Annotated in this window: 24 protein-coding genes and 2 pseudogenes; 18 read left to right on the top strand and 8 right to left on the bottom strand. The window is 43.6% G+C overall.

Annotated elements, in window-relative coordinates; translation table 11 throughout:
• Positions 1–43 precede the first annotated feature (43 nt).
• The 3 genes from OP489_RS02370 (at position 44) to OP489_RS02360 (ending at position 2,353) form a co-directional block, all read left to right on the top strand.
• Complete coding sequence (locus OP489_RS02370) at positions 44–856, top strand: amino acid ABC transporter substrate-binding protein (protein ID WP_266162777.1); 813 nt, start codon at positions 44–46, stop codon at positions 854–856.
• A gap of 80 nt (positions 857–936) precedes the next feature.
• On the top strand, positions 937–1,587 hold the full coding sequence (locus OP489_RS02365; protein WP_266162776.1) for an amino acid ABC transporter permease: 651 nt from the start codon (positions 937–939) through the stop codon (positions 1,585–1,587).
• Positions 1,588–1,600: 13 nt separating this feature from the next.
• On the top strand, positions 1,601–2,353 hold the full coding sequence (locus OP489_RS02360; protein ID WP_266163458.1) for an amino acid ABC transporter ATP-binding protein: 753 nt from the start codon (positions 1,601–1,603) through the stop codon (positions 2,351–2,353).
• A gap of 71 nt (positions 2,354–2,424) precedes the next feature.
• Here the strand turns inward: OP489_RS02360 and OP489_RS02355 are convergent, their stop codons facing one another.
• The gene (locus tag OP489_RS02355) at positions 2,425–2,841 is read right to left on the bottom strand and encodes a helix-turn-helix domain-containing protein (RefSeq protein ID WP_266162775.1); all 417 of its coding nucleotides are present in this window, start codon (positions 2,839–2,841) and stop codon (positions 2,425–2,427) included.
• 191 nt (positions 2,842–3,032) lie between these two features.
• Between OP489_RS02355 and OP489_RS02350 the strand changes: the two genes are divergently transcribed.
• The 3 genes from OP489_RS02350 (at position 3,033) to OP489_RS02340 (ending at position 5,963) form a co-directional block, all read left to right on the top strand.
• The gene (locus tag OP489_RS02350; protein ID WP_266162774.1) at positions 3,033–4,061 is read left to right on the top strand and encodes an ABC transporter substrate-binding protein; all 1,029 of its coding nucleotides are present in this window, start codon (positions 3,033–3,035) and stop codon (positions 4,059–4,061) included.
• An 89-nt stretch (positions 4,062–4,150) separates the two neighbouring features.
• A complete protein-coding gene (locus tag OP489_RS02345) occupies positions 4,151–5,155 on the top strand; it encodes an ABC transporter permease (protein ID WP_266162773.1) in 1,005 nt (334 codons plus the stop codon).
• 13 nt (positions 5,156–5,168) lie between these two features.
• Positions 5,169–5,963 (top strand): ABC transporter ATP-binding protein, encoded by a 795-nt coding sequence (locus tag OP489_RS02340; protein ID WP_266162772.1) that lies wholly within the window; start codon positions 5,169–5,171, stop codon positions 5,961–5,963.
• Positions 5,964–6,031: 68 nt separating this feature from the next.
• Here the strand turns inward: OP489_RS02340 and alr are convergent, their stop codons facing one another.
• The 6 genes and pseudogenes from alr to OP489_RS02310 all read right to left on the bottom strand — a co-directional run bounded on the left by alr (position 6,032) and on the right by OP489_RS02310 (position 15,323).
• On the bottom strand, positions 6,032–7,216 hold the full coding sequence (alr, locus tag OP489_RS02335; RefSeq protein WP_266162771.1) for an alanine racemase: 1,185 nt from the start codon (positions 7,214–7,216) through the stop codon (positions 6,032–6,034).
• Entirely contained in the window at positions 7,209–10,994 is a 3,786-nt protein-coding gene (locus OP489_RS02330; protein WP_266162770.1) for a phosphoribosylformylglycinamidine synthase, read from the bottom strand. The genes alr and OP489_RS02330 overlap by 8 nt, the downstream gene beginning before the upstream one ends.
• Before the next feature lie 310 nt (positions 10,995–11,304).
• Positions 11,305–12,165 (bottom strand): annotated as a pseudogene (locus tag OP489_RS02325) (nucleoside recognition domain-containing protein); the annotation flags it as partial.
• Positions 12,166–12,168: 3 nt separating this feature from the next.
• Positions 12,169–13,530 carry a recombinase family protein gene (locus OP489_RS02320; protein ID WP_266162769.1) on the bottom strand — a complete coding sequence of 454 codons (1,362 nt, stop codon included), beginning with the start codon at positions 13,528–13,530 and terminating at the stop codon, positions 12,169–12,171.
• 104 nt (positions 13,531–13,634) lie between these two features.
• Complete coding sequence (locus OP489_RS02315; RefSeq protein ID WP_266162768.1) at positions 13,635–14,600, bottom strand: FxLYD domain-containing protein; 966 nt, start codon at positions 14,598–14,600, stop codon at positions 13,635–13,637.
• A 348-nt stretch (positions 14,601–14,948) separates the two neighbouring features.
• Positions 14,949–15,323: a helix-turn-helix domain-containing protein gene (locus OP489_RS02310; protein WP_266162767.1), complete on the bottom strand. Its 375-nt coding sequence runs from the start codon at positions 15,321–15,323 to the stop codon at positions 14,949–14,951.
• 145 nt (positions 15,324–15,468) lie between these two features.
• On the opposite strand from OP489_RS02310, the gene OP489_RS02305 reads away from it, so the two are divergent.
• From OP489_RS02305 to OP489_RS02295, 3 genes are all read left to right on the top strand, one after another.
• On the top strand, positions 15,469–15,609 hold the full coding sequence (locus OP489_RS02305) for a hypothetical protein (RefSeq protein WP_266162766.1): 141 nt from the start codon (positions 15,469–15,471) through the stop codon (positions 15,607–15,609).
• A gap of 61 nt (positions 15,610–15,670) precedes the next feature.
• The gene (locus OP489_RS02300; RefSeq protein WP_266162765.1) at positions 15,671–15,853 is read left to right on the top strand and encodes a BOW99_gp33 family protein; all 183 of its coding nucleotides are present in this window, start codon (positions 15,671–15,673) and stop codon (positions 15,851–15,853) included.
• 75 nt (positions 15,854–15,928) lie between these two features.
• Positions 15,929–16,114: a hypothetical protein gene (locus OP489_RS02295; RefSeq protein WP_266162764.1), complete on the top strand. Its 186-nt coding sequence runs from the start codon at positions 15,929–15,931 to the stop codon at positions 16,112–16,114.
• Here the strand turns inward: OP489_RS02295 and OP489_RS02290 are convergent.
• Positions 16,098–16,370: a hypothetical protein gene (locus OP489_RS02290; RefSeq protein ID WP_266162763.1), complete on the bottom strand. Its 273-nt coding sequence runs from the start codon at positions 16,368–16,370 to the stop codon at positions 16,098–16,100. The genes OP489_RS02295 and OP489_RS02290 overlap by 17 nt on opposite strands.
• A 74-nt stretch (positions 16,371–16,444) precedes the next feature.
• On the opposite strand from OP489_RS02290, the gene OP489_RS02285 reads away from it, so the two are divergent.
• From OP489_RS02285 to OP489_RS02245, 9 genes and pseudogenes are all read left to right on the top strand, one after another.
• The gene (locus tag OP489_RS02285) at positions 16,445–16,618 is read left to right on the top strand and encodes a hypothetical protein (protein ID WP_266162762.1); all 174 of its coding nucleotides are present in this window, start codon (positions 16,445–16,447) and stop codon (positions 16,616–16,618) included.
• A pseudogene (locus tag OP489_RS02280) lies at positions 16,618–16,767 on the top strand (AbrB/MazE/SpoVT family DNA-binding domain-containing protein); the annotation flags it as partial. The gene OP489_RS02285 and the pseudogene OP489_RS02280, both read left to right, overlap by 1 nt.
• A gap of 103 nt (positions 16,768–16,870) precedes the next feature.
• Positions 16,871–17,443 (top strand): hypothetical protein, encoded by a 573-nt coding sequence (locus tag OP489_RS02275; RefSeq protein WP_266162761.1) that lies wholly within the window; start codon positions 16,871–16,873, stop codon positions 17,441–17,443.
• Positions 17,440–18,360, top strand: a complete 921-nt coding sequence (locus OP489_RS02270) for a YqaJ viral recombinase family protein (protein WP_266162760.1) — start codon at positions 17,440–17,442, stop codon at positions 18,358–18,360. Before OP489_RS02275 ends, OP489_RS02270 begins: the two co-directional genes overlap by 4 nt.
• Positions 18,357–19,163, top strand: coding sequence for a recombinase RecT (locus OP489_RS02265; RefSeq protein ID WP_266162759.1), 807 nt, complete (start codon positions 18,357–18,359; stop codon positions 19,161–19,163). The genes OP489_RS02270 and OP489_RS02265 overlap by 4 nt, the downstream gene beginning before the upstream one ends.
• A 75-nt stretch (positions 19,164–19,238) precedes the next feature.
• A complete protein-coding gene (locus OP489_RS02260; protein WP_266162758.1) occupies positions 19,239–20,132 on the top strand; it encodes a DUF4373 domain-containing protein in 894 nt (297 codons plus the stop codon).
• Positions 20,122–20,340 (top strand): hypothetical protein, encoded by a 219-nt coding sequence (locus OP489_RS02255; RefSeq protein ID WP_266162757.1) that lies wholly within the window; start codon positions 20,122–20,124, stop codon positions 20,338–20,340. The genes OP489_RS02260 and OP489_RS02255 overlap by 11 nt, the downstream gene beginning before the upstream one ends.
• Entirely contained in the window at positions 20,330–20,527 is a 198-nt protein-coding gene (locus OP489_RS02250; protein ID WP_266162756.1) for a hypothetical protein, read from the top strand. Before OP489_RS02255 ends, OP489_RS02250 begins: the two co-directional genes overlap by 11 nt.
• Complete coding sequence (locus OP489_RS02245; RefSeq protein WP_266162755.1) at positions 20,524–20,964, top strand: DUF1064 domain-containing protein; 441 nt, start codon at positions 20,524–20,526, stop codon at positions 20,962–20,964. Before OP489_RS02250 ends, OP489_RS02245 begins: the two co-directional genes overlap by 4 nt.
• Positions 20,965–20,982 lie beyond the last annotated feature (18 nt).

The following is a 20,982-nucleotide window of genomic DNA, read 5'->3' as shown; positions in this document are numbered from 1 at the left end:
TTACTGAATATTTTTAACTCAGGAATTTAGGAGGATTTACAAAATGAAAAAGATACTTTCTTTGGTACTCGCGGCCGCTACTGTAATGGCGTTGTCCGCTTGCGGTAGTAGTTCCAATAGTTCCGCATCAACAGCTGCTTCTTCTGCCGCTGCTTCTACAGCAAGCAAAGACACCTTAGTTTTAGGCTGCGATGTCAATTTTGCCCCGATGGGATTTAAAGATGGAGATAATGTCGTCGGTTTTGATATTGATCTTGCAAAGGCGGTCATTGAAGATAAGATGGGCAAAAAGCTTGTGATTCAGCCCATCGACTGGAGCTCTAAAGAAGCAGAACTCGATACCGGAAAAGTGGACCTGCTTTGGAACGGTCTGACCATCACCGATGAACGCAAAGAAAAAATGTGTTTCTCAAAGCCCTATATGGAAAACAAACAGGTGATTGTCGTCAAGAAAGGTTCCGATATTAAAAGCAAAGCGGATCTCAATGGCAAAAATGTTGTCATGCAGAAAGAATCCACAGCAGTTGATGCTTGGAAAGACGCCGGCATTACCGCAAATGTGACGGAGCTGAAAGACAACGTTCTGTGCCTCAATGAAATTTCTACCGGACGTGCAGACGCCGCCATTATGGATTCGGTTGTTGCCAATTATTATCTTGCCAAGCAAGCCGATCAGTATCCTTTCGTCATTCTTGATGATTCTCTTGCAAATGAGCTTTATGGAGTTGCTGTAAAGAAAGGCAACGAAGCTCTCATGGAAGAAATTCAGAAAGCACTTGACGAGACAATCAGCGATGGAACCGCTGCAAAGATTGCAACCAACTGGTTCGGCTCTGATACAATGTACAAAGGCTAATTTTTTAAAATCCATTAAAAAGCGCTGAAAGGCTGCGATATCGCGGCCTTTTTCCATCTTATTTTTGAGGAGGTTCTTTCATGGACTTTTCCGTCATGTTCCAACAACTGTGCAAGGGATCTTTGGTAACCATGCAGCTTTTTATCATTGTACTCCCTTTGTCGTTAATTCTTGGCATCTTGGTAATGCTCGGTGTTCGCTGTTCGATCAAGCCCGTTCGTTGGCTTTTTGAATTTTATATCTATATTCTTCGCGGAACACCTTTACTTCTACAGATGCTGATCTTATTTTACGGGCTTTATTACATACCGGGAATCGGCCCTCATTTAGTCATTACGAGCCGTTCATTTGCCTGTACATTGGCGTTTACCTTAAACTATGCCGCTTATTTTGCCGAAATTTTCCGCGGCGGGCTTTTAGCGGTCGACCCCGGACAGTACGAAGCTTCCAAAGTGCTTGGCCTTTCCAAAAGTCAAATGTATCTGCACGTTGTTTTTCCGCAGATGTTCCGGGTTGCACTGCCTTCTACCGCAAATGAAACGATCACACTTGTAAAAGACACTTCGCTGATTTTTGCACTCGGAATTGAAGAGCTGCTGCAGAATGCCACCAACATTGTCAACTCTCAGGCAACCTTCGTCCCCTATGTTTTTGCCGCTATCTTCTATTTGGTTTTGACCACTATCCCATCTGTTATTTTCAAAAAATTAGAAAAGAAATTCAATTTTTAAGGAGGAAACAATGATGCCTGTTTTAAAAGCAAAAAATCTAAAAAAATCTTTTGGCGATCTTTGCGTTCTCCGGGATATTTCTTTTGAAGTAGAAAAAGGAGAAGTTGTTGCCGTAATCGGACCATCCGGCGGCGGAAAATCCACGCTGCTGCGCTCACTGATCGACCTCGAAAAAATAGACGGCGGCTCTATCTGGATTGATGAAGATCCTTTAGTAGAAAATGGAGTTTACCGAAAACCTTCTGAAATTATGACGGCAACGGAAAAAACTGGAATGGTTTTTCAGCACTTTAATCTTTTCCCTCATTTGACCGTTCGAAAGAATCTGGAGTTGGCCCCAAAACTTGTGAAAAAGCAGGATCCTAAAATCACGGCCGATGATTGTGCGCTATACCTAAACAAAGTCGGACTTTCGGAAAAAGCGGACAGCTATCCGCGCGAGCTTTCCGGCGGACAGAAACAGCGGGTCGCGATTGCCCGTGCACTGATGATGCACCCCGATATTCTGCTGTTTGACGAACCAACTTCGGCTTTGGACCCGGAATTGACCGTCGAGGTACTCGATACCATGAAGCAGCTTGCCCGTGACAGTATGACCATGATCGTGGTCACTCACGAGATGAGCTTTGCAAGAGAAGTCGCAAATAAAGTGATCTTTATGGATCAAGGTGTGATTTTGGAAGAGGGAACCCCTGAACAGATTTTTTCCAACCCAACACAGCCCCGCACAAAAGAATTTTTAAACAGTATTCTCAAAGGACAATAATTCTTTTAAAAAAGGGTGTGATTTTCGATCGAAAATCACACCCTTTTTTTGTTTAAAATTTGCTTTCTCTTTTAATTAATTAAATCCATTGTTTCGCAATCCAGTACTTTCGCAATCCGCCCCAAAATAGCTGTGCCGATCTCTACTTCATAGGTCTCCCACTGATACACTTCCATCAACGTAACTCCCAGCGCATCTGCCAGTTCCTGGCGGGTCATTCCCATCTCTTCGCGCCGCTGCGTAATCCGGCGGCTACGTTCCAAAAGATAAGCCTTTCGGCTTTTACGGTCTACTAAAACCGGCTTTCCATTATGTTCTTCCAATGTGCAGGGGAGTTCTCCCATAATTTGAGGCCCGTCTTTCGTCTCTTCCACATGATATCCTTTTGGAAGATCATATGGTCTTCCTCCATCATCATTTCCATCCGGATCTGCAGTCAGTTTAAAAGTCGGCTTTTCCCCGTCATAACAGTATAATACAGCTTCCATTCCGGTTCCTCCGATTTGTTTTTTTCTATTATAACACGGCTCCTTACGCTTTTTAAAAAAATTCTTCTATTTTAATAGATTTTTGATTTTCTATTGACATCAGCCTGCTTTCCTTGTAAAATACTACTATTAATCGTTGCTTTAAAGCATTAAACGGTTTAACTACCAAAAGCGATGGAGGAGGAACCAACATGAAAAAGTTTCATAAGATTTTAGCTGGCATGATGGCTGCGGTATGTGCTGTTTCGATGACGGCATGCGGAGGAAACTCCAGCAGTTCTGCCACCACTTCCGGCACTGCTACTTCAACTGCGAACGGTAAAACTTATACAATCGGAGTTGCACAACTGATGACCCATCCTGCGATGGATGCTTCTCTCAAGGGGTTTAAAGAAGCGCTTGAAGACGAAGGCTTTAAAGAGGGCGTAAACGTTACTTACGATGTGCAGAATGCTCAAGGGGAACAATCAAACTGTGCAACAATCGCCAATACGTTTGCCAATAAAAAGCCGGATCTAGTCCTTGCGATTGCCACTCCTGCGGCACAGGCTGTTGCAAAGGTCATTACAGATACACCGGTTCTCATTACAGCGGTCACTGATCCAGCCGAATCCAAATTGGTTGCTTCCAACGAAGCGCCTGGAAAAAATGTTTCCGGAACCAGCGATAAAACGCCGGTTAAAGAACAGATTGACCTAATTAAAGAAATTGTTCCGAATGTTGAAACGATCGGGATTATGTATTGCTCCAGTGAAACAAACAGCCAGATTCAGGCAGGTTGGGCTAAAGAAGCCTGCGATGCTCTGGGAATCAAGTCTCAGGAATTTACGGTTTCCAATTCCAATGAAATTCAGCAAGTAGCACAGTCCATGGTTGGAAAAGTGCAGGCAGTCTACATTCCAACTGATAATATGCTGGCCTCCGGTATGAAAAACGTAGCAGCAATCACCAACCAAAATAAGCTGCCCGTTATCGTCGGCGAAAGCGGCATGGTTTCTAATGGAGGTTTGTGCACTGTTGGTATTAATTATGAAGAACTCGGCAAACAGACAGGCAAAATGGCAGCAAAGGTTTTGCGCGGTGAAGCAAAGGTCGGCGAAATGCCTATTGAATATCAGGAAAATTACGATATTTCCTACAACAGCGCTACTGCAAAACTGCTCGGTATTACACTGCCCGAAAAAATCACAAAAGGGCAAGATGTCTCCAGTGCTTCTTAACATACAGAAAAACTAGATCTGCACTTTCGGGCGGTGGGGCAACTCACCGCCCATTGCGCTGAAAATCAATGATATCGGGGTTATAGAATATGGATATTTCAAACTTACTGGGTGCCGTTCACGGCGCAGCCGCGCAGGGAATTTTATGGGGCATCATGACTTTAGGCGTTTACATTACCTTTCGGGTACTGGATTTTGCCGATCTGACGGTAGATGGGTCTTTCGCGACCGGCGGTGCAATTTCTGCCATTTTAACCGCAAAGGGCATGGACCCGTTCTTGTCGCTTTTGGTGGCACTTCTGGGTGGAATGGTCTGCGGATTTTTAACAGGTTTTCTCAATACCAAAATGAAAATCCCGGGGATCTTAGCTGGCATTCTTACTATGACTGCTCTTTATTCCATTAACCTGCACATTATGGGAGATAAGGCAAATATTCCGCTTTTAGGCGTTGATACCGTTGATATGAAGGTCGAAGCAATGCTGCCCGGCGTTTCCAAATATAATTGTGAACTGCTTCTCGGCGGTATTATTGCCGCAATTATCATTGCTTTGATGTATTGGTTTTTCGGTACCGAAATCGGCTGCTCTATCCGCGCTACCGGCAACAATCCCTACATGGTACGTTCTTTGGGCGTCAACACAGACACCATGACCATTCTGGCATTGGTCCTCTCCAACGGTCTTGTGGGTCTTTCCGGTGCCCTTGTCGCACAGGTACAGGGGTTTGGTGATGTCAGCATGGGAATTGGTACCGTCGTAATCGGTCTTGCCTCTGTCATTATCGGTGAAGTATTGCTCGGACATCACCTCAGCTTTATTGCACGGCTCATCGCTATGCTGGGAGGTTCTGTTGTTTACCGTATCATTATTGCTTTGGTTCTCTTTATGGGCCTCAAATCACAGGACATGAAACTGCTTTCTTCCATCATCGTGGCACTGGCACTTTTCTTCCCAACATTGAAAAAGAAAGTCCAAATATGGTCTGCACGCCGCAAGGAAAAACTTCCGCCGCCGCTTGTCCCTGACCGCGCAGTGGAAGACAGCATTGATGATTCGGATAAAGATCCGGACGAAATTGATCAAAAAGAGTGAGGAGGAATGCCAGATGTTAACACTTAAAAATGTATGTAAAACATTTAATAAAGGAACCGTCAATGAAAAGAAAGCGCTAATTGGCATTGATCTCCATCTCAACCCTGGAGATTTTGTTACCATTATCGGCGGAAATGGTGCCGGAAAAAGCACCTTACTAAATTTAGTGGCAGGTGTTTTTCCCTGCGACAGTGGTTCGATTGTCTTGGGCGGCACAGAGGTTTCTCGTTTACCTGAGTTTAAACGTGCAAAATATCTTGGCCGTGTTTTTCAAGACCCGATGCGCGGTACTGCAGGCGACATGGGCATCGAAGAAAATCTTGCACTGGCTTATCGTCGTGGACAAAGGAAGACACTGCGCTGGGGCATCACAAAAGAAGAGCGCAAACTCTATCAGGAAAAATTAAAAGTATTAGATTTGGGACTGGAAAATCGTTTGACCAGCAAGGTCGGTCTTCTTTCCGGCGGGCAACGTCAGGCGCTGACTCTTTTGATGGCGACCCTACAAAAGCCCAAGCTTTTGCTTTTAGACGAACATACAGCAGCACTTGACCCTAAAACAGCTGCAACTGTTTTAAATCTAACAGACGAATTTATTAAACGAGATAAACTTACCGCCATGATGGTCACACACAACATGAGCGATGCTCTTAAATATGGCAACCGGATTATCATGATGAATGAGGGAACGATCCTCTTTGACATCAAAGAAGAGGAGAAAAAATCTCTTACTGTCGATGATCTTTTAGCACGCTTTCATACTGCTCAAGGTGCAGCGCTTACAAATGACCGCATGCTGCTCTCTTAAAAATTATCTACACAATAAAAATGCTCTCTGCAGCCAAAAACTGCAGAGAGCATTTTTTATGATCAAGTTCAGCAAATAAGATTTGTTACGGAAACTGGCTTTCCATTTCTCAGATAAACCCTTGATACCCGCTTATTGATATCACAGGTGATTTCATAATTGATTGTCTTGCAAAGGTCTGCAATCTCTGCTGCAGAAATACTTTCTTTCCCTTCGTCGCCAATCAGTATCACTTCATCATCCGCATGAACATTTTCGATTCCGGTTACATCAATCATCAGCTGATCCATACAGACTCTTCCAAGAATCTTTGCTCGGTGGCCATGTACCAAGACTTCTCCTTGATTGGAGAGCATCCGAGGATAGCCATCTGCATAGCCGATCGGCACGGTTGCCACCACTGTTTTTTGCTTTGTTCTGCAGGTACAGCCATAGCTGAGCGGCGTATCAGCTTCGAGTGTCTTGACAAGTGAAATTACGCTTTTAAGCGCCATCACCGGCTTTAACTGCAGCGGATTCTGTAGGGCAGAAGAAGGCTGCATTCCATAAAGGATTACACCCGGACGGCACATATCAAGCTGCATCTGCGGATATTCCGTAACACCTGCCGAATTATCGCAATGGTGAAGCCTAAAAGTAACTCCACGCTTCTCCAGTTCTTTAATTGCACCGGAAAAGCATGCAAATTGATGCTCTGTAAATGCTCTTCCTGCTTCTCCTTCATCCGCTACTGCAAAATGGGTAAAAATTCCCTCATGAATCAAACCCGGCAGATTACAGACACGCTCGATCGCGTCGAGCGAAGCTCCATCGCGCTCAGGCTGCTGATAAACAAACCCAATTCGGCTCATGCCGGTATCTAATTTTACATGACAGCGAACGGTTGTCCCCTGCCGAACCGCTTCTTGGTTCAATGCTTCGGCATATTCTTCAGAAAGCAATGCCTGTGAAATATTTAAAGCACAAAGCTGTCCCGCCATCTTAGGCGGCGTATAGCCAAGAATCAAAATCGGCAGATGCACTTTTTCGTTTCGCAGCTGGATAGCCTCTTCCAAATTGGAAACTGCCAGCCAATCAGCACCCAGTTTCTCATAAAGACGAGCCAACACTTCGGAACCATGTCCATAAGCATCCGCCTTTACGACACAGCACATCTTAGTCCCCGGATGCAGTGCACTGCGGATTGCATGATAATTATATTCTGCCGCATCCAGGTCAATTTCTGCCCAAGTACGTTTTAAATACTTATCCAAAATACTTTACACCCGATTCAAACACTTTCTGATCTTTTTCTCCCGGAACATTCCGATAAAGGTTTTCTCCTCTGCGCTCAGAATGGCCCATTTTTCCAAACACACGGCCATCGGGGCTGGTGATGCCTTCAACTGCACAATCAGAACCATTGGGGTTCCATTCGACGCTCCCAGAAGGAATTCCGCATGGCGTTACATACTGTGTAGCAACCTGTCCATTTTCAATCAGCTGCTTCATCACAGCATCGCTTGCTACAAAACGTCCTTCTCCATGAGAAACAGGAATCGTAAACAAATCTCCTGCCTCTACCCCCGACAGCCATGGGCTTTTTACACTGGCAACACGCGTATAAACCATTCGGGAAACATGTCTGCCCAGCGTATTAAAAGTCAGGGTTGGAGCTTCCTCGCTGGGCTCCGTAATTTTTCCATATGGAACAAGTCCCAGCTTAATCAACGCCTGGAACCCATTGCAGATTCCCAAGATCAAGCCATCCCGCTGCTCCAGCAAGCGAGAAACTGCTTCTGCAATTCTCGGATTGCGGAAAGTAGTCGCAATAAATTTACCGGAACCATCCGGTTCATCACCACCAGAAAATCCTCCTGGCAGCATAATAATCTGGCTTTCATTGATCATCTGCTCCATTTTATGGATTGTCTCTTCAATTCCCGAAGCAGAAAGGTTTTTAACCACTAATACCCGAGGATCGCCGCCAGCGCGACGAAATGCCTTTGCGGAATCATATTCACAGTTAGTACCAGGGAATACCGGAATGAAGATTCTGGGCTTGGCCGTTTTAATCGCCGGCGCTTTCTGATTGCGTTGTGTAAAGAGCGGCACTGTAAACTGAACCGGCTGTTCATTCGCATGACTCGGGAAAATTTTCTCAAGAGTTCCCATCCAGTGGGAAATCAAAGAATCAATTTCCATCTTTTGTCCCTGCAGTTCGATTACAGACTCTTCTGTGGTCTCTCCAAGAAGAACTGCCCCCTGCGGCAAAGAAATATTTTCTTTGAGTTCCAAGATTAGGTCTCCGCTGTGCGGACGGAACAAAAGTGTTTCATTTTCGGCTTCTTTCGCAAAGCGAACACCGATCTTATTGCCAAAAGCAGCTTTTGCAACAGAAGCTGCTGCGCCTCCTTCTTTGACAACGGAAGCGGAAACGACTTCTCCTTTTTCCATCATCTGATGAACCGTCTGATAAACTTTTTGAATGCCGCTAAAATTGGGCAGCAATCCAGTCTCGGAATCCTGCGGCAATGAAATCAGCACCAATTTATGGCCGGCTCCTTGTAATGCTGCCGAAATCGTCTTGCTTGCTTTTGTCATCGCAACTGCAAAGCTTACTAAAGTCGGAGGAACATCCAAGTCTTCAAAAGTACCGGACATGCTGTCTTTTCCACCGATGGAAGGCAGTCCAAGTTTCAACTGTGCGGTCAAAGCGCCCAAAAGCGCTGCTGTCGGTTTTCCCCAGCGTTTTGCGTCTTCTGTCATCCGTCCGAAATATTCTTGAAAGGTCAGCCGTGCTTTTAATGGATCTGCACCGATCGCGCAAAGTTTCGAAAGGCTTTCTACGACTGCCCATTGTGCTCCATGGAACGGAGAAAACTCTGAAATTCCCGGAATATAGCCATAGCCCATTGCCGTAGCATCATCCGTTTCACCTTCTACCGGCAGTTTTGCTGCCATCGCTTCTTCCGGCGTCAACTGAAATTTTCCTGCAAACGGCATCAACACTGTTGCAGCGCCGATGGAAGAATCAAAGCGTTCCGAAAGCCCTTTCTGGCTGCAAACATTGAGGCGGCAGAGGTTTTCTTCAAATGCTTCAGAAAGAGGCTTTCCGCAAAGTTCCTGCGGAACGATTTCGCGATAGGCGTTTGCCTTTACCTTCGAAAGATCATCTCCGCCCTTTGGTGCACAGATTTCTACATCTGTCTCCTGTGTAACGCCGTTCGTATCCAAGAATGCACGGGTGATATTGACGATCTCATCTCCGCGCCACAACATCTGCAAACGCGGCTCTTCTGTGACGACCGCCACAATTTTAGCATTTAAGTTTTCTTCTCCGGCAGCCTTAATAAATGCATCAACATTTTCCGGTGCTAAAACGACGGCCATGCGTTCCTGGCTTTCGGAAATCGCCAGTTCTGTTCCATCAAGGCCCTCATATTTCTTCGGTACTTTATCAAGATCAATTTTTAATCCGGGGGCCAGCTCTCCGATTGCAACCGAAACGCCGCCGGCTCCAAAATCATTGCAGCGTTTAATCAGCGTAGAAACTTCGGGTCTGCGGAACATTCTCTGCAGCTTTCGTTCTGTCGGCGGATTTCCTTTTTGTACTTCCGCACCGCACTCTTCTACACTTTCTTCTGTATGTGCCTTAGAAGATCCCGTTGCGCCGCCGATTCCATCACGGCCGGTGCTGCCGCCCAAAAGAACAATCACATCACCTGCTTGCGGCTCTTCTCTCACGACATTCTTCTTGGGAGACGCCCCAATAACAGCACCGATTTCCATCCGCTTTGCAACATAGCCGGGATCATAAAGTTCCTGCACCTGTCCGGTAGCAAGACCAATCTGATTGCCATAAGACGAATAGCCCTGGGCTGCACCGGTCGTAATTTTTCGTGTCGGAAGTTTTCCATGCAGTGTTTTCTCAAACGGAGTACGGGGGTCTCCGCTGCCGGTAACACGCATCGCCTGATAAACATAAGCTCTGCCGGAAAGCGGATCGCGGATTGCACCGCCTAAGCAAGTTGCCGCACCGCCAAAAGGCTCAATTTCCGTCGGATGATTATGGGTCTCATTCTTAAACTGTACCAACCACTGCTCAGTTTTTCCGTCAATCGTGACCGGAACTTCGATCGAGCAGGCGTTGATTTCTTCACTCTCATCCAAATCCGGAATCAAGCCACGCTTTTTTAAAGCTTTTGCTCCGATGCAGGCCATATCCATCAAAGAAACCGTTTTATCACGGTCTCCATATACTTCTTTACGAGTATCAAAATAAAGCTTGACCGCTTCTTCAATCGATTTACTAACCGCTGATTTTTGAACGTCGATCTTCTTTAGACGAGTGCTGAATGTCGTATGGCGGCAATGATCGCTCCAGTAGGTATCAATGACCCTCAGCTCCGTAACGGAAGGATCTCTCTTTTCATCCTTCTTAAAATAATCCCTTACAAAGCAAAGGTCTTCCCAACTCATGGCAAATCCCATGGAGTCATAGTATTCCTTAAGCTTCTCTTCGTCCCATATTGTAAAGCCCGTCACTCGAGCAACATTTGCCGGAACTTCTGCCCGAAGATTGAGATCTTCCGGCTTTTCGAGAGAAGCTAAACGACTTTCGACAGGGTTTACCATATAGGATTTGATTTTATCAAGGTCTTCTTGAGAAAGCTTTCCCTTAACCGCAACCACACGAGCAGTTACGACCTGCGGCCGCTCTCCTTGGGTTAAAAGCTGAACACACTGGGCAGCGGAATCAGCACGCTGATCATACTGTCCCGGCAGATATTCCATTGCAAAAATTTCAAAGCCCTCCGGCACAGGATAGATTTCTTCATAAACGTTATCCACATTGGGCTCAGAAAAAATCTGATCCCGTGCGCGTACAAAATCCTCCCTGGAAAGTCCCTCTACATCATAACGGTTGATCAGCCGCAATTCTTCGAGGTTTTTAAGTCCCAGATTTTCCACAAGATCCTTCCGCATCTGCTGCGCCGCAACATCAAATCCGGGCTTTTTTTCTACAAATACTCTGATGACCTTTGACATTCGTTCCCCCGTTCCGCCGACCTTCAGATCGACTCATTGTAACAATGATTCCCGTGAAAAATCACGGTATGCCATATTTTTTTATTTTATCACAAAAGGTTGCAGGAATAAAGCAGAAAAACGAAAAAGCACGAACAAACAACTGATAAATTCCCGGCTAAATATAGATGTTTTTACAGTTATTCCCGCGATGACCAAGATCGACAAGGCCGGCAGTCCAAATTTGATTGATTTGTGTTCTACAATATAAAATTCACCGGTTTAGAAAAAACATTCCTAAGCCGGTGAATTTATATGTGTATTCTGACTTTTACAAAAATGGGATTGTAATCAAATGAAATGCCATACAGCTGAGAATTCCGAGAGCAGTTGGGATCAGCGCCGCCAGTGCTGTCCATTTTCTACTGCCAGTCTCTTTATGAATGGTCAAAAGTGTTGTTGAGCAAGGCCAATGCATTAAGGAAAAAAGCATCATACAAATTGCAGTCTGCCAAGTCCACCCATTTGCAACAAACAGCTGTTTCATCTCCAGCAAACTGCCCAATTCGAAAATACTTCCCTTTGCCATATATGCCATGATAATGATTGGAATTACAATTTCATTTGCAGGAAATCCCAAAATAAACGCGATTAAAATCACGCCATCTAATCCCATAAGCTTTGCAAATGGATCGAGAAAAGCTGCACTGTGATTTAAAAGGCTCACTCCTCCAACGGTAACATTTGCCATCAACCAAATGATAAGGCCGGCAGGTGCTGCCACTACAACCGCTCTTCCTAGAACAAAAAGGGTTCGGTCAAAAATAGAACGTACAATTACTTTTCCAATCTGCGGCTTTCGATAAGGCGGCATCTCTAGTGTAAATGAGGAAGGAATTCCTTTTAAAAGCGTCTTAGAAAGCAATTTCGTAACCCACAAAGTTACAAGGACTCCTAGCACAATCACAGCGGTCAAAAGCAGCGCCGAAAGGAAAGAAGAAGCTGTACTGCCCGCCGCACCAATAAAAAACATGGTAATGATCGCAATCAGCGTTGGAAATCTACCGTTACATGGTACAAAATTATTTGTCAAAATTGCGAGTAATCTCTCTCTTGGGGAATCAATAATTCGGCACCCGACAATTCCGGCCGCATTGCACCCAAATCCCATGCACATAGATGTCACAATTTTGTACTAGATTCTCCAGCTAATTTCTACGGACTCTCCATCAATCCAAATAGACTCTATCATGGTAGATAAGAGTAATCTTTTTTTCTCCAGCGAATTAGAAGCAAGGATATCATCTGCAGATTTTAAGGCCTTTATAAAATCTTCTTTTCGTCCGTTGTCTGCCCCTTGTTGTGCAGATATCAGTTTCTCTTTTACGGTATCCCGTTTACTCTGCAGCTCCTGCAGCCTAGAAGAGATTTGGTCTATCGGAATTGTTCCTACCTGGTACAGATCAAGCATCCTGGATATCTGCCGATCCAATTCCGCAAGTCTATCTGATAACGCTTTGGTCTCATCTTTCGTACTCCTAGGCTTTCCAACCACTTCATTGAAATAATCTTTATCATACTGCAAACGATTTATTTGCGCAATTACGGCCTCATCTAATTCCTCAATTTTGTAATTGGTATTTTTACAATTCGGATCAGTTATAAATTTCTGACTGCTCTTAGAACGGGAATAGCATTTATAATACCCATGATTAGCGCTGTATCTCGCCCCGCAGCGAGCACAATAGACGAGACTGGATAAAAGATACCCCGCTCGAAAAGGTGTTTTCTGGGCGCTGGTTTTGGCTTCTTCCCGCGCTGATGAACTAAGCAGTTTTTGTACTTGATGATACTCGGCGTCTGATACGATGTGATCCTGTACTCCATCATAAGACTTTCCCTTGAATTTCACTTTTCCAATGTACACACTGTTTTTTAAAGTGTTAAGCACGGCTCGTGATGAATTCCAACCACCGTATTTTTTGTGCATATACTTATAAATCGAGTTGACGGATTCGCCAGCCAAAAATTTTTGATAAACCTCTTGCACTTGCTTTGCCGTAAACTCGTTTACAACCAATTTTCCGTCGATGTAATCATATCCCCGCGGAGCATTTCCCCCTCCATGGAAATATCCGGCTTTACTGCGCCCGATGCGGCCCATCGTAAAGCGCTCCGTAATCTGGTCTTTTTCCAACTGTGCAAAGACAGACAGGATTCCAATCATGGCACGCCCAAACGCGGTTGACGTGTCAAAATTTTCTGACATGCTGACAAATTCCACACCGTTCGCGATAAACTCATCCTCTATCAAAGTCAGTGTATCTTTCTGAGAACGGGACAGACGGTCAAGTTTATAGACTGCTACCATATCAAGCCGGCGTAAGCGTATATCTTTTAGCATCTGTTGTAGCGCCGGACGGTCAGTATTTCCACCTGAAAATCCGGCATCCGGATAGATCTTATATATTCTCCATCCTTTCGCTTTGCAATAGGCTTCTAACCGCTCTTTTTGCTCAGGTATGGAATAATTCTCTAATTGGTTTTCCGTTGACACACGGACATAACACCCAACATGGGAAAACGACGATTGCTGCAAAGTATCACCTCTGATCCCGCTCTCTGGTGCTGGTAACGCCGGAGGGCGGTTTTTTATTTAATTTATCTTATCAACTGACTAGCATATCCGAAAGCCATAACCTTTGCTACTTTATCTTTTGTCAAATTAGTATTAGAAAAATTCGCTTCAAATGTTGCGCTTTTTCCTTTTTCAATTTTGCTGTTAACTGCAGCAAATTGTGCCCCAATTAAATGATCGTCCTTATCAAAACATACAACTACGATTGATGTCATATTATTTGAATCCGAAGAAGTATTATTTATCACAGTCCCTGTTGCTTTGACATCATTTTGTGAATATAGCATATTAACGTTTTCAAAGTCAAACATCTCGACCTTTTTATTAGTTCTTTCAACATTTAGTGTCACTTTCATCTGAGAAACATTTGCAGGATCAGAAGTAATTGCTCTAGCAAAACTCCCACAATACCCCTTTTCTCCCGGTTGTAAAATATGCGGAATTAAATTAGCGTTGTCATCGTGACCTAAAATTGTTCCAGAAGCATCAACAAAATCCACTGTATAACTAGAAACCATAATTGGAACATCAAAAGTGTTTGTCACTTCAAAAGCATAACTTCCGTAGATTTTATCTTCCTTTGAATAGGCATTTTTAGGGGCAAAATAAAAGCATTGTTGTGAAGTTGAAAGGCTCTGCAAATCCACTTTTTCCGCAGAAGACGTACTAATGTCTTTGGAATATGCAGATGAAGCCCCAGAGTTATTATTTGACTTTCCACCACCCGAACAAGCTCTAATTAAAATAAATAAAAGGAGAATAACAAGAACCAATACAACTATCCATACGTATTTCTTTTTAGGCTTAGCAACTTTATCTGATGGATCTTGGTACTTTTCAAAAGTTTTAGAATCTGTCTGGCTAGTAGTGTCAGACCCTTGCTCGGATTGATTCTCTTGCTCACTTTTGCCGGGGAGCTTCTCCCCACACTTAGGACAAAAAGCAAAATCTTGATCTCCTAAGTCAGCATTACATTTTGGGCATTTCATAAATATCTCTCCTTTAACTATAGATATTTACAATATATCCCAATATATGACAGCATGCAATACTTTATTTCCAATTTACCATCAATTTAAAATCTCATGTCCCAAATTTGTCCCATACAAAAATGTTATTCTAAATTTAGTCGATTTTTTAGTTGATTTGGTCGAATAGACGTTCTATAATAAAAGCACGCTACCGGAACAAATGTGCGGATTTTTGGAGATGGGGATAAATGGAATTAAGACAATTGTTAATGGATGAAATTAAAAAGGAGTTAAAAGGGGCAACTAACAGACAATTGAAATTATTAATACAATTTTTAGAGAGTTGGATATGAAAAAGGACGATGCTTATGCATCGTCTTTTTTTTGTAAGTCTTCTGCAAATTTTTTTATAACTTCCCAGTCTGACTCATTGAGACGGGATAAAGCTGAAATAAATCGTGCTTTAAAACTATTTTCATCCTTTAATGCTTTACCTAAAAAATCAGCTACTTCCTCAGCTGGATCAGGGTCTGGAAAGGCTTTTCCTTTTCCAGTCCTGATCCAATTTTCATTTGCACCAAACACTTGAGCAATTAATATGATGATTTTGTCAGTTGCCTCTCTCTCTCCATTTTCAATTTGAGACAAGTATGTTTGAGCAACCGCAATTCTTGATCCGAATTCTTTTTGACTCATTGCAAGAGATACTCTTATTTCTTTAATTCGACTTCCAATAGTCATTATATCACGTCCTTCAGATATTATTATATCTTAAAATATTACAAAAGCAATATTTTTATTAAACTTTTTCAATAAAGTATTGCAATTTAATTACTATAGTGATAATATAATATTGCAAAAGAGATAAAAGTGAGGTGAAAATGCAATGACCGATTTGGAAAGAAAAGCTCTTAAGAACTTAGCTGCTATTTATAATAAGCTCTCTGATGATGATAAAGACCGATTAACTACATTTGCCGAAGGCATGGCAAACGTACGTGATCGGGTAAAGCAAGAAGTGGCTTAACCGAAAAATCGGCGTAAAGTCGGACAATCCAGCAATCATATACATTTTGGGAGGTGATTTTATGTATATGCAACTCGGGGGAAAAACCGTACATATTACTAATCGCATGAAAGACGGAACCATCAGAGAATCGATGGACGGATATGTAGTACCTGTTAATGAGACAACGCTTCCCGCCTATCATCTCATCGCCCAAGCGTGTATAGAAAAGATGGAAGAAGAAGCTAAGAAAAAGGAAAAGTAATTAAAGAACCAGGACGTTTAAATTTTCAAACGTGGACAAGCCCTAATTAACCTGAAAAAGGAGGGAGAAGATTTTATGAATATTGAACAACATATGGAATCAGGTAAAACCCTAAGTGCGTTTATGGGAGACAGCAAATTTCATTCTGTGTGTAAAGAAATAGCGTCCACGATTACTGCAAATAATCTGGACGCCACACCAGGGGTTTTGAAAGATCTTTTAGACTACGTTGCTAATGATATTGCTATTTCTCGAATCTGAATTTTTCTAAGGGAACTTCGTGGCTTTCAGCATTGATTGCAAACTGGTTTTCATTTCTTTCACTGTGGTATTTGCGGAAATGGTAATTTACTTCGTCCACTACGCAGACAGCATTGATAATCATCTCCCACATGTGCTCATCCATTTTAGCACCACAGTGAGGACAATTAACAACATGTTCTTTGCGCATTTCAGATTTGTAAGCATAATAATCATATCCGCAATTAAAACAATGTATTTTAGCTTGTGCACTCATTCTTATCACCTCCTCCCCGCCCAAATAATACCACCGGTAGCGGAAGAGGACAAGTTTAGAAAGGAGGAATCGGCATGAATCTATTTGAGTATATCGGCCTCGTCGCGGTAATCACAATTGCGATCCGTGCCGTCAAAGCAATCTCGATTGAATGTTACCGCAAAAAGGCCATTCGTAATTGGGCTCACGAGCAAAGGCAAATTGATCGCAAAAAAACACAAAATCGTGAAGAATGGAGGTGGTACTAATGAAAGCAACAGGAATAGTCCGCAGAATTGACGATCTCGGTCGTATTGTAATCCCGAAGGAAATCCGCAAGACTCGCGGCATTAAAAATGGTGACTCGGTGGAAATCTTTGTGGATGGTGATTGTATCGTCCTGAGAAAATATGAACCAGAAACATGGACAACCACAGAACTCAAGGAAGCACTGATCTGTGCTTGTCGATCATCTGGAAATAATCCGGCTGACATTTTGAACGTGATAAGGAGGAAATCCAATGGAAACACCTGAAATCATTGATGGCCTTAAAGACCTGATAAAAGATCGAAATTCATTTATTGACCAGAATGAACCCGATAATGTGTTTGAGCATGACAAAGAAATTTTAAAAGCAGCCATTGACGCGTTGAGTGCCGCTCGGGAAAGCGACAATACAGAAGTTTTAGAGGCATATCAAGAACTACTACAAAAATCACAGGGTCTGAATGAAACGCTGCTAAAAAAGCTAAAGACTAAAAATGGAGATGTACTAATGTCCGAATATAAAAATACCGCCCAGAGCGCTACCAACACTCGGGCGGAAAACAAAGCTACCGATAATTTAAAAGTACCGCAGAATAAAGGATTTGTCAAGCGGAATATCGTCGCTTACAAAGGGATCGGTCCAGAAAGAGGAACGACTGTGTCCGCAGATGACGCTCTTCCCTATGCCATGCTTCGCTGTGGAATCACATTCGATTGCTCTGAAAACATAGGCGACTGCCGACAGGAATTTGTCAAAACGCTAGTCGATTGGTTTTATTCCGGAAACTGGATGCCCATCACAATAGAAAGGGAGTATCTGCTTTGAAGTTAACGCACAAGCAATGGTTGTCTGAGCGTCGTAAGTCAATCGGTGGTTCCGATGCCGCCGCCATTGTTGGTTTAAACCATTATGTGACTCCATATATGCTTTGGGCGGATAAGACCGGTAAACTTCCGGACAAACCGGACAACGAAGCCATGCGGCAAGGTCGGGACTTGGAGCAGTATGTTGCAAGCCGTTTCATGGGAGAAACCGGAAAAAGAGTGCGGCGCCGGACTGATTTTTTCCGCGGCAAGTCATTTCCGTTCGCCCATGCGAACATTGACCGCGCAGTCGTCGGGGAACGTGCAGGACTGGAATGCAAGACCACCAATGTTATGAACCTTAAAAAGTTCAAAAATGGAGAATTCCCGGAAAACTATTACGTCCAGTGCGTTCATTATCTGGCCGTGACCGGATGGGACCGCTGGTATTTAGCATGCGTGATTTTGGGACAGGGATTCAAATGGTTCACGATCGAACGTGATCAAGCCGAGATTGACGCGCTGATGAAAGCGGAATCCAACTTCTGGAATACATATGTTGTCCCAAATATACCGCCTCCGGTAGATGGCCTCCCCCCTACCAGTGAAACACTCGAAACCATCTTTCAAAACAGTGATCCAGCAAAAGGGCCGGCAGATCTGCAGACCTGTAATAACCTCATTCAGCAATACTGCAGCACCAAAGATCTCATTAAGTCCTATCAGCAAGAACTCAATCAATATAAACAGGCGCTGCAAAGTGAGCTTGGAGAGCGCGAGTCAGGAATATGCAGAAATTATACCGTCAGCTGGAAGCCACAAACCAGGAGCAGTTTTAATCTCAAACAATTTGCTTCCGATCATCCGGAAATAGACCTCCATTCCTATCTCAAAGAATCAACATTCAGAAAATTTGATATAAAGGAGAATTCAAAATGACCTCCATCCAAAAAGCTACTGAAAGCACAGCAACCGCGAAAGTCGAAAAGCACACTATTCAAACCTACATTCAAAAGATGCAGGGAGAAATCAAGAAAGCCCTTCCTTCCGTTTTGACGCCGGAACGCTTTACCAGAATTATTTTATCGGCTCTCTCTACCAATCCGCAGTTGGGAGCAACAACACCGCAGTCTTTCCTCGGCGCAATGATGACTGCCGCACAGCTCGGCGTTGAACCGAATACCCCTTTAGGGCAAGCCTATCTGATTCCATATAAAAATCACGGGACTCTGGAATGCCAGTTTCAACTCGGCTATAAAGGGTTAATTGACCTTGCATACAGATCCGGCCAAATCAGCGTTATCCAAGCGCACACCGTTTACGAACATGATGAATTCGACTATGAATTGGGGCTTGAACCAAAGCTTCACCATGTACCGTGCAAAGACGCCGACAAAGGAAACGCTGTTTATTTCTACGGCATGTTCAAGACAAAAGACGGCGGATATGGATTTGAAGTAATGAGCGTCGATGACGTACGCGCCTTTGCTAAACGATACAGCAAAGCATACAGCAGCAGCTATTCCCCCTGGTCAACCAACTTTGAAGAAATGGCAAAGAAAACTGTTTTGAAACGTGCCCTCAAATATGCTCCATTAAAGACCGAATTTGTCCGTGGAATGTCAGCAGATGAAACCATTAAGACTGAGATTTCCGACGATATGTTCAGCGTTCCTACTGAATACATCGAAGCGGAAAGCGTTGAAGTCGACGAAGAAACCGGAGAGGTCAAAGAACCATAACCGTTTTCGCAGAAGGCAAGGCACAGAGCCGGGTGGGTGGATTGTGGTACAGGCTCTTATTCGGGAGGTGATCTTATGGCTCGTCCTGCTAAGGACGGGATTGATTATTTTCCTCTTGATGTTGATTTTCTCCAAGATGATAAAATCCGGCTGATTAAAGCCGAATTCGGATCAAAAGGGATCCTAATTGTGATCTCTCTATTGTGCGATATTTATCGCACGACTGGATATTACAAAGTGTGGGACAAAGATTCCTGCCTCCTCATGGCTGACGCTGTCGGTTGTGGGATCGTCCCCGAGAACATAACGCAGGTGGTGCAAGGGTGTCTGCGACGTTCCATTTTCAATAATGGGGTTTTTCAGATGTTCGGCATTTTGACATCGGCGGGTATCCAGCGCAGGTACATACGTGCAGTATCTACCCGTGAAGAAATACAGATCATAAAAGAATACTGGTTACTGGATTCATCTGATAAAAAAGACGTTCCAACCAGCATTCTTAATAAGGTTACCTTTAAAACTGTAAATTCAGAGAAAACCAATGTTAATTTAGAAAATAATGCCGTTAATTTGCAAATTAATCCCCAAAGTAAAGGAAAGAAGAGTAAAGGAGAGAAGAGTATAGAACAGATAGGTTCAACCGCAAAAGCGGTTTCACCCGCCTCTCCTCCATTCATCTCTCTTATTCTTCGTGATAATTCCGAATATCAGGTTACTGAACGCCAGATTGAGGAATGGAGAGCGTTATATCCAGCAGTCGATATTAAACAGGAATTTCGGAAAATGAAAGGTTGGTGTGATACCAACCCAAGCCGCAGAAAGACGAAAAGCGGGATCAAAAAATTTATTAATTCATGGCTTTCCAGGTCACAGGGTCAGAAGGAAATCCCTCAGCCCCAAAACGGAATAACAAATGATTGGGACGAATATCTTAAAAACAGTATGAAGGAAATGACCCATGATTTATAATAACGATCCGGCAGAAACCGGGCTGCTGTTGGAACACAATCCATATGGGTTTCGGGTCAATATCAACCACCCGGCCGTTCTGCCGCTGTATAAGCGCTACAAACACTGGAAGGGGATTGCGGACTGGTGTCCTCTCTCTGACAGCGAACGGCTGGATTTTGAAAAATACATACTGCCAAAATTGGAGGTTATGAAAAATGAGTCTTGATTACCATACACTCCCTGTTGAAAGGCTTCAGCACCGCATTGATAGTCTCAAAGAAGCGCTCAATTTTAACCGGCAACTTGGGAAAAAGGAATCGGTATCCGCTGCCAATTCAGAAATTGAAATCATTCAGGCCGAACTCCTTCGGCGCAAAAAAGAAATGCAAAATGGGAGAAACGTTTTTCCATGAGAATTGACGACTTAAGTCAACTTGGTCCGGCTGTCCGTGCCGAACTAGAACGGCAAATAAAAGAACGTCAAAAGCAAAATGAGCAAAAAGAGCACTGCAAACCGAAACGATCCGATGAATTTGACAGTCAGCTGGAACGCAACTTTTACATAACCGATCTCCTTCCGAAAATTCTAAGCGGGCAGATCATTGATATAGAGTTACACAAAAGTTTTGAGTTGCTTCCGAAAAGCGAGTACTGCGGCCTAAAATTGCCCTCAGCGCGTTACACTCCCGACTTTCTCATAACTTACCGCAATGGAACCATAGAAGCCATAGAAACGAAATCAAAGGCTATACGGAGGCTCCAAAGAGATTACATATACCGCCGAAGGTTATTCATCGAAAAATACTGCCGTCCAAATGGATGGGCTTTCCGAGAAATTATTGTAGACTGAAATTAGGAGGAATGTTTT

Origin of the sequence: Caproicibacterium sp. BJN0003, from assembly GCF_026314295.1 — a bacterium.
Taxonomy (GTDB): domain Bacteria; phylum Bacillota; class Clostridia; order Oscillospirales; family Acutalibacteraceae; genus Caproicibacterium.
The sequence above is the reverse complement of the archived record's forward strand: the minus strand, read 5'-3'. Positions and strand labels throughout refer to the sequence as shown.

Excerpts from the sequence above, each read along its gene's own strand:
- OP489_RS02350 (WP_266162774.1), top strand. The coding sequence starts at position 3,033 with ATGAAAAAGTTTCATAAGATTTTAGCTGGCATGATGGCTGCGGTATGT.
- OP489_RS02310 (WP_266162767.1), bottom strand. The coding sequence starts at position 15,323 with ATGACTATTGGAAGTCGAATTAAAGAAATAAGAGTATCTCTTGCAATG.
- OP489_RS02300 (WP_266162765.1), top strand. The coding sequence starts at position 15,671 with ATGTATATGCAACTCGGGGGAAAAACCGTACATATTACTAATCGCATG.
- OP489_RS02345 (WP_266162773.1), top strand. The coding sequence starts at position 4,151 with ATGGATATTTCAAACTTACTGGGTGCCGTTCACGGCGCAGCCGCGCAG.
- OP489_RS02255 (WP_266162757.1), top strand. The coding sequence starts at position 20,122 with ATGATTTATAATAACGATCCGGCAGAAACCGGGCTGCTGTTGGAACAC.
- OP489_RS02275 (WP_266162761.1), top strand. The coding sequence starts at position 16,871 with ATGGAAACACCTGAAATCATTGATGGCCTTAAAGACCTGATAAAAGAT.
- OP489_RS02290 (WP_266162763.1), bottom strand. The coding sequence starts at position 16,370 with ATGAGTGCACAAGCTAAAATACATTGTTTTAATTGCGGATATGATTAT.
- OP489_RS02285 (WP_266162762.1), top strand. The coding sequence starts at position 16,445 with ATGAATCTATTTGAGTATATCGGCCTCGTCGCGGTAATCACAATTGCG.
- OP489_RS02250 (WP_266162756.1), top strand. The coding sequence starts at position 20,330 with ATGAGTCTTGATTACCATACACTCCCTGTTGAAAGGCTTCAGCACCGC.
- OP489_RS02355 (WP_266162775.1), bottom strand. The coding sequence starts at position 2,841 with ATGGAAGCTGTATTATACTGTTATGACGGGGAAAAGCCGACTTTTAAA.
- OP489_RS02365 (WP_266162776.1), top strand. The coding sequence starts at position 937 with ATGGACTTTTCCGTCATGTTCCAACAACTGTGCAAGGGATCTTTGGTA.
- OP489_RS02315 (WP_266162768.1), bottom strand. The coding sequence starts at position 14,600 with ATGAAATGCCCAAAATGTAATGCTGACTTAGGAGATCAAGATTTTGCT.
- OP489_RS02245 (WP_266162755.1), top strand. The coding sequence starts at position 20,524 with ATGAGAATTGACGACTTAAGTCAACTTGGTCCGGCTGTCCGTGCCGAA.
- OP489_RS02260 (WP_266162758.1), top strand. The coding sequence starts at position 19,239 with ATGGCTCGTCCTGCTAAGGACGGGATTGATTATTTTCCTCTTGATGTT.
- OP489_RS02305 (WP_266162766.1), top strand. The coding sequence starts at position 15,469 with ATGACCGATTTGGAAAGAAAAGCTCTTAAGAACTTAGCTGCTATTTAT.
- OP489_RS02340 (WP_266162772.1), top strand. The coding sequence starts at position 5,169 with ATGTTAACACTTAAAAATGTATGTAAAACATTTAATAAAGGAACCGTC.
- OP489_RS02330 (WP_266162770.1), bottom strand. The coding sequence starts at position 10,994 with ATGTCAAAGGTCATCAGAGTATTTGTAGAAAAAAAGCCCGGATTTGAT.
- OP489_RS02370 (WP_266162777.1), top strand. The coding sequence starts at position 44 with ATGAAAAAGATACTTTCTTTGGTACTCGCGGCCGCTACTGTAATGGCG.
- OP489_RS02265 (WP_266162759.1), top strand. The coding sequence starts at position 18,357 with ATGACCTCCATCCAAAAAGCTACTGAAAGCACAGCAACCGCGAAAGTC.
- OP489_RS02295 (WP_266162764.1), top strand. The coding sequence starts at position 15,929 with ATGAATATTGAACAACATATGGAATCAGGTAAAACCCTAAGTGCGTTT.
- OP489_RS02360 (WP_266163458.1), top strand. The coding sequence starts at position 1,601 with ATGCCTGTTTTAAAAGCAAAAAATCTAAAAAAATCTTTTGGCGATCTT.